General features: G+C 68.9%; 3 protein-coding genes, 1 tRNA gene and 1 pseudogene. 4 read left to right on the plus strand and 1 reads right to left on the minus strand.

Annotated features, from left to right (window positions below):
* Positions 1-139: 139 nt before the first annotated feature.
* A tRNA-Ser gene (locus RGD00_RS13665) sits at positions 140-229 on the plus strand.
* Between the two features lie 228 nt (positions 230-457).
* On the opposite strand, the gene RGD00_RS13670 is transcribed toward RGD00_RS13665, so the two are convergent.
* Complete coding sequence (locus tag RGD00_RS13670) at positions 458-1,576, minus strand: zinc-dependent alcohol dehydrogenase (RefSeq protein WP_310457895.1); 1,119 nt, start codon at positions 1,574-1,576, stop codon at positions 458-460.
* Positions 1,577-1,988: 412 nt separating this feature from the next.
* On the opposite strand from RGD00_RS13670, the gene RGD00_RS13675 reads away from it, so the two are divergent.
* From RGD00_RS13675 to RGD00_RS13685, 3 genes and pseudogenes are all read left to right on the plus strand, one after another.
* The gene (locus tag RGD00_RS13675) at positions 1,989-4,418 is read left to right on the plus strand and encodes a calcium-binding protein (protein WP_310457896.1); all 2,430 of its coding nucleotides are present in this window, start codon (positions 1,989-1,991) and stop codon (positions 4,416-4,418) included.
* Between the two features lie 148 nt (positions 4,419-4,566).
* Positions 4,567-6,429, plus strand: coding sequence for a heavy metal translocating P-type ATPase (locus RGD00_RS13680; RefSeq protein WP_310457897.1), 1,863 nt, complete (start codon positions 4,567-4,569; stop codon positions 6,427-6,429).
* Between the two features lie 177 nt (positions 6,430-6,606).
* A pseudogene (locus RGD00_RS13685) lies at positions 6,607-6,739 on the plus strand (IS5/IS1182 family transposase); the annotation flags it as partial.

Below are 6,739 nucleotides of genomic sequence, written 5' to 3' on the forward strand. Positions count from 1 at the left end.
CATGCCCAGTCCTACCCCACCCCCGCCCGGGTGCCAAGCGCCGTGACCCGCGCCCCCCGCGACCGGCGGCCCGCCGCCACGAAAATCCGTCTTGCAAGCCCCCGCCGCCTTGAGTAAACACCGCCCGGACCACCGACGCGGAGAGGTGCCGGAGCGGTCGAACGGGGCGGTCTCGAAAACCGTTGTGGGGGTGACTCCACCCAGGGTTCGAATCCCTGTCTCTCCGCCACCATCTTCCCGACATGCATCCGGCCCGATCAGGAAACACGCCTGTCCTGGGGCTGCGCTTCTGCCTTCCCTCCACACGCCGCGGATCGAGCCGGAATATGGCCGAAGCGCCGACAACCGGCCTGCCTTCCCGCCTGCCCGATATGGCGGAGAGGCCGGCGTTCCTCGAACCTTTCCGCCCTCAGGGCGGGCCCGTCGAACGGGGCGGATCGGGAAGACCCTTCCGGCCTCAGGCCCAAGGGTCGATCATGACATGGATGGCGGGTGTCTTGCCGTCCCATCCCGCCAGGCGATGGATGGCTTCCTCGGTGGCCGCCAGCGGGAAGGCTTGCGTGCTGAAGGCCGACGCCCGGGCGTTGCCGGCCTCGATCATGTTCAGTGCCTGGCGATAGGCGCGCGTGTCGACGGAAAACACGCCCTTCAGCGTGACCGAGCGCAATGTCAGCCGGTCCATGAACAGCGGGATGGATTTGTCCGCCCCCTTCACGCCGCCGATCACGATCCTGCCGCCGCGCCGCACGAGGTCGATGGCATCGGCAAGCGGCTGCGTCGCGGCGGTGACATCCAGCACCACATCGGCCATGCGGCCGCCGGTCAGCCGCCCGACCTCTGCGATCACATCCTGCCTGTCGGCGACGACGATATGGTCGGCCCCGATCGCCAGCGCCGTTTCCAGCTTGTTGTGGGCCCTTTCGACATCGGTCACGATGATCTTTCCGGCACCGGCGGCCTTGGCGGCGATGGTGGCGGCGATGCCGCGCTGGCCGCAGCCGAGGATGACGATCGTCTCGCCGATGGCCAGATCCGTCTCGGTGACGCCCCACCGGATGCCCGCGCCGAGCGGATTGAACAACACCGCGGTCGATGGCGCGACATGCGGCGCGATCCGGTGCACGATGGTATCCTTGGGAAGGTACATGTATTCGGCATAGGCGCCGAGGATGCCCGGTTCCACCGAGGTGCTGGTCAGGCCGAGAACCGAGGTATCCTCGCACAGAAGCTTGTGCCCGGTCTTGCAATGCTCGCAATGGCCGCAGGACAGCACCGGCTCTATCGCCACGCGGTCGCCGACCTTGACGCCCCATTTCAACGCCGATTCCGCGCTGATTTCGTCGATGACGCCGACCGGTTCGTGGCCGGGAACATAGGGGAAGGCGGCATAGCTGTGGTGGCCGGAATACTGCTCGATGTCGGAACCGCACATCCCGCATGCCTCGATGCGGACGATGGCGCCGCCCGCCCGGTCGATGCGCGGCCGCGGCAGCTTGGTCAGTTCGAGCTGGCGCGGCCCGGTCTGGAGCGCGACATTGATCGTCGGCGCGACACCGATGATGCCGAAATCGTTCATGATCTTCCTCCCGGTGCCGCAGGGCGCGGGTTCTGGCCGCACGGTCTTTGGTTCTGGCGGAAGGCGCGGCAGCCCCCCCAAGATGCCTCGACGCTAGGGACAGCGCGGCGGGGGCGTTGTCCCTTGGGGCAGTGACAATGCCCCTTCGCCGACAGGCAGGACCGCCGGGGGACGGCCCCCTCTGCCGTGCCGCGCCCCGGCTGGTTTCAGCCGGGACGGACGGCCCGCGCCGCACCGGAGCGCGCGCCCTCTCTTGCCGACTCGCCCCGACCGGGCGTAGATTCGGGGCCGGTGTATCGACCGGGGACGACAGGCATCCTGTTTCGCCGGACCGGCGTCGGATACCGGACAGGCAGACAGATCGAACGAACGGCCGTGGTGGCGGGACCACCGTTGCGGAGGAGAGGCGACCATGCCGCTCAATCTGATTTTCACGCTCGCCGACAGCTACACGCTCGCTGACGACGGCATTCCCGGCAACAACATGTCGGTGATCCGCGACGGAACGGGGACCGTCATCTTCACGCTTGCCCATCCGGCGGACGACCTCGGCTTCACCGCCAGCGCGCCGGGGGTCAATCTGACGCTCAACCTGACCGATACGCTCGGCAATGCGAACCTCACGGTCGGCAACCTGACCTCGGCGGCGAATTCGCCCGAGACGATCACCATCGGCAATGTGCGCACCAACGCCACTGTCACGCTGGCGGCGAACAGCAGCATCCGGGAACTCGGCAGCGATCCGGGCGCGGATATCGTCGCGGGCACGCTCGTGTTCGGTGCGGGCACCGGCATCGGCACGGCGGGCAACGCGATGGAAACCCAGACCTCGATGATGGAGGCGAGAACCGTCACGGGCGGCATCAACATCCGCAATTTCGGCGCCGTCCAGATCGGCGGGGCAAGCAACGATGTCGCGGGCCTTCAGGTCGTGACCTCGGGCAATATAACCCTGACCAACGTCGGCAGCATCCTGCTCGGCGACGAGACCGGTTTCGAATCGGTTCGCGGCGGCTCCACCTCCGGGAACGTCACGCTGATCGCCGAAGGGTTCGATTCCGATATCCTCGGCGTCGTCAACAGCGATGCGATTGCGGCGCCCGGCGGCAACATCACGCTCGAGGCGGGCCGCGACGTCGCCTTCGGCATCATCGGTGCCAACTTCGACAACGATGTGCGCGCACGGGGCAGGATCGTCATCACCGCGGGCCGCGATTTCCTCATCGACGGCTTCGCCGATCTCGCCTCGGACGATTTCGGCGCCGGAACGGGGGGAAACGTCTCCATCACGGCGGGCCGCAACATCCATGTGCGCAGCATCACCGGCGCGGATGGCAGCATCTTCGCCAACGGCACCGCGGGCGCGGATGTGATCCTGACCACCGGCGCGAACGGCGCGCTCATCGTCGATCCGGCATCCATAGGTTCCGCGCAGCCGATCGCGTCCAATTCCGGCGATGTGGTCGTGAACGCGGATCGCGTCCTCATCAACGCTGCGTCCGGCATCGGTGCCGCCGCCGGTCAGGTGAGGATCGCCACCGCCACCGCCGGCCGCGAGATCTGGCTCGGCAGTGCAGGCGATGGCGCCTTCGCGCTCGAGCTTTCCGATGCGGAACTCGACCGCATCTTTGCGCCCACCCTCAGCATCGGCAACAATCTTACCGGCCAGATCACCGTCAGTTCCGCAATCTCGCCGGCCAACGCGGCGAATCTGGTGCTGCGCAGCGGCGGCGACATCGCGGTGAACGCGGGGATCGCCACCACCGGCTCGCTCGAACTGCGCGCCGGCGACAGCCTGCGGACATCGGCGGCGATCTCGGTCGGCGGTGCGCTTTCGATCTTCGTCGATACGGTCGGCAACGATGGCGGCACCGGCGGCTTCGTCTATCTGGGCGGCGCGATCACCGGGGCCACCTCCATCGCGATCCATGGCGGGGCGGACAACGACACCCTCCGGGGCGCCGAAAGCGTCGATCAGTCCGTCTATGGCAAGGGCGGCAACGATACGATCGTTTCCAGCGGCGAGGGGCATTATTTCGGCGGCGCCGGCAACGATCTGATGTCGGCCGGTCTTTCCAGCGGCCTCGTTCCCGAAATGCTCGACGGCGGCGGGGGCATCGACACGCTCGACACGCAGCTGTTCGCCGGCGCCTATGTCATCGACCTCGCGACCGGCGCCACCAATTTCAGCTACGAGAGCTTCATCAATTTCGAGAATGTCATCACCGGCGACGGCCACGACCAGATCACCGGCACCGCAGGCAACAACACCATCACCGGCAACGGGGGGAACGATACCCTCAGCGGGCGCGCGGGCAACGACCAGTTGATCGGCGGTCAGGGCGAAGACGTGCTGCGGGGCGAGGCGGGCAACGACACCCTGCGCGGCGGCGGTCTGGCCGACGAACTCTATGGCGGCCAGCAGAACGACGCCCTTTATGGCGATGGCGGCAACGACGTGCTGGCCGGCGGCGGCGGGGCCGATACGCTCTACGGCGGCGCGGGCAACGACCGGCTGCTCGGCGGGCTGGCCAAGGACCTGCTGTTCGGCGGCGCGGGGGCGGACCAGTTCGTGTTCCGCACCGCGGCAGAGGCCGGCGCGGGCGGCGGGCGCGACGTGATCGGGGATTTCGTGTCGGGCACCGACAAGATCCACCTGGGCGCCATGCAGGACGGCATGGCCTTCATCGGCACCGGGGGCTTCACCGGGGTGGCCGGGCAGGTCCGCTTCAACGTTGCGCAGGGGTCCGTCATGGGCGATCTGGATGGCGACGGCGTGGCCGATTTCGCCATCGAACTCACCGGTGTCGCCAGCGTCGCGGCGGCCGATTTCATCTTCTGACGGACCGAAAGGCCCCCCTTCGCCGCGCACCGATCTCGACGCCCCGTGCCTTCTGCGCGATGATGAAGGCGGTGTGCCGGCCCGCCCGGTTGGCCGCCTGTTTTCATGCAAGACTGCGGCGATGGCCCCGGTCGTCGGGGATGGGACCGTGGATCGCGCACAGACAGACCGGCTCAAGACACTCTTTCTCGCCATCGCCCTTGCGGGTCTTGCGGCGGGTCTGGCCCTTTATCTCGGCGGGCATCCCGAACGGGCGCAGACCGTCTGGTTCGCCGGGGTCGTGCCCGTTCTGGCGGCGCTTGTGGTCGAGATCCTGCGCAGTCTGGCGCGGGGCGAAGTGGGGCTCGACATCGTGGCCGCCCTTTCGATGTCGGCGGCGCTGGCATTCGGCGAGACGCTGGCGGCCGCGGTGGTCGCCGTGATGTATTCGGGCGGCACTTTCCTTGAAAGCTTCGCCGAAGGCCGCGCCCGGCGCGAGATGCGCGATCTTCTGTCGCGCGTGCCGCGGACCGCGACCCGCCACCGCGACGGCAGGCTGGAAGAGGTGCCGCTGGATGAACTCGTCCCCGGCGACCGCCTGCTGATCCGGCAGGGCGATGTCGTGCCGGTGGACGGGCGGATCGCGGCGGCCAGGGCCTTCCTCGACACCTCGGCGCTTACGGGCGAATCCCTGCCGGTACGGCTGGAACGCGGCGCGGATGCCCTGAGCGGATCGACCAACGCAGGCGAGGCGTTCGATCTGGTGGCGACGCACGGGGCGAAGGACAGCACCTATGCCGGGATCGTGCGTCTGGTCGAGGAAGCGCAAAGGTCGAAGGCCCCGATGGCGCGGCTGGCGGATCGCTGGTCACTGGGCTTTCTGGCCGTCACGCTCGCCATCGCCCTTGCCGCCTGGTGGTTCACCGGCGATCCGATCCGGGCCGTGGCGGTGCTGGTCGTGGCCACGCCCTGCCCCCTGATCCTTGCCGTGCCGGTGGCGCTGGTCGCGGGGCTGTCGCGCGCCGCGCATTTCGGGGTGCTGGTGAAGGGCGCCGGGCCGCTCGAGGCGATGGCGCGGATCCGCACCCTGATCCTCGACAAGACCGGAACGCTGACCGACGGGCGGCCGCAGATCGTTTCCATCGACAGCCATGACGGCATGGCGGCCGACGACATCCTCCGCCTTGCCGCGGCGGTGGAGCAAGCGTCCAAGCATCCCTTCGCCCAGGCCCTCGTCGCCGCCGCCAGGGCGAAGGGGCTGACCCTGCCCATCCCGGCGGATGTGGTCGAAATCCCCGGCGATGGCGTCATCGGTTCCATCGACGGCCGTCGGGTGATCGTCGGCGGCGACGGCTTTGTCGCGGGGCGCGTGGGCCGGACTGCGGGCGATCCCCCGCAGCCGGCGGCAGGTTCGGTGATGGTGGCCGTGGCGGTCGATGGCCGCATGGCCGGGCATCTGCTCCTGTCCGACCCCCTGCGCGAGGGGGCGGGCGAGATGCTCGCAAGCCTTCGGCGTCAGGGCATCTCGCGCATCCTGCTCGCCACCGGCGACCGCGGCGACGTGGCGCGGCGCGTGACCGAGGGATTGGGCCTCGACGGCATCCGCGCGGACCTGACGCCGGACGGAAAGGTGCTTCTGGTGCTGACCGAGCACAGGAACGGCCCCGTGATGATGGTGGGCGACGGCGTGAACGACGCACCGGCGCTTGCCGCCGCCGATGTCGGCGTCGCCATGGGTGCGCGCGGCGCGGCGGCAAGCGCCGAGGCGGCGGATGTCGTGCTGCTCGTGGACCGGATCGACCGCATCGCCCCGGGGGTCGAAATCGCCCGCCGGTCGCGCCGGATCGCGCTGGAAAGCGTGGTCGCCGGGATCGGCCTGTCGGTTCTGGGCATGATCGCCGCGGCCTTCGGCTATCTGACCCCGGTGCAGGGCGCCCTGATCCAGGAGGCGATCGACGTCGCCGTGATCCTGAACGCGCTGCGCGCCCTGCGCATCCGCCCGCATGGCGTCACGATCCCGCATCCGGCATGAGCCGCCTGCCCCATGCCGCGGCCCTCGGGGTGCCCGCGGGCAGGCGTTACCGGCGCACGGCAACGCGCGCCGGGGGGGGATCAGCCCCGGATCCTGGCCAGAACCGGGCGCAGGGGCTCTGTTGCACAAATCGCGTGAGGGATTCATCTCGTGAATCCAGCGTGGTAGCTTGACTGCATGAGCAGACCGACACCCCCGATCTACAAGACCAGGAACTGGCCCGCCTATAACCCAGCGCTCAAGCGCCGCGGCTCTCTGACGATCTGGTTCGACCCCGCCATGACGTGGAAGGCCGCGCCGACTGGCAAGC

Source organism: Ruixingdingia sedimenti (assembly GCF_031432425.1).
Classification (GTDB): domain Bacteria; phylum Pseudomonadota; class Alphaproteobacteria; order Rhodobacterales; family Rhodobacteraceae; genus Ruixingdingia; species Ruixingdingia sedimenti.